General features: G+C 50.7%; 4 tRNA genes. All 4 read left to right on the top strand.

Features of this window, described 5'->3' with window-relative positions:
* Positions 1 to 6: 6 nt before the first annotated feature.
* The 4 genes from AC1DEF_RS29255 to AC1DEF_RS29240 all read left to right on the top strand — a co-directional run bounded on the left by AC1DEF_RS29255 (position 7) and on the right by AC1DEF_RS29240 (position 378).
* Positions 7 to 82, top strand: a tRNA-Lys gene (locus AC1DEF_RS29255).
* Between the two features lie 13 nt (positions 83 to 95).
* Positions 96 to 177: transfer RNA gene (locus AC1DEF_RS29250), tRNA-Leu, on the top strand.
* A 23-nt stretch (positions 178 to 200) separates the two neighbouring features.
* A tRNA-Gly gene (locus AC1DEF_RS29245) sits at positions 201 to 275 on the top strand.
* A 14-nt stretch (positions 276 to 289) separates the two neighbouring features.
* Positions 290 to 378: transfer RNA gene (locus tag AC1DEF_RS29240), tRNA-Leu, on the top strand.
* Positions 379 to 428 lie beyond the last annotated feature (50 nt).

Raw genomic sequence — 428 nt, 5'->3', positions numbered from 1 at the left:
TTTTTCGAGCCATTAGCTCAGTTGGTAGAGCATCTGACTTTTAATCAGAGGGTCGAAGGTTCGAGTCCTTCATGGCTCACCATTTATATTCACACGCGGGTGTGGCGGAATTGGCAGACGCGCTAGACTTAGGATCTAGTGTCTTACGACGTGGGGGTTCAAGTCCCTTCACCCGCATCTTTCATTAATTTCATATATGTGCGGAAGTAGTTCAGTGGTAGAACACCACCTTGCCAAGGTGGGGGTCGCGAGTTCGAACCTCGTCTTCCGCTCCACATATATAAGTCCTGCCGGGGTGGTGGAATTGGCAGACACACAGGACTTAAAATCCTGCGGTAGGTGACTACCGTGCCGGTTCAAGTCCGGCCCTCGGCACCATTTTAATAAGCGCCCGTAGCTCAATTGGATAGAGCGTTTGACTACGGATC

The sequence above is a fragment of the Priestia sp. 10L35 genome, assembly GCF_056395685.1.
The sequence above is the reverse complement of the archived record's forward strand: the minus strand, read 5'-3'. Positions and strand labels throughout refer to the sequence as shown.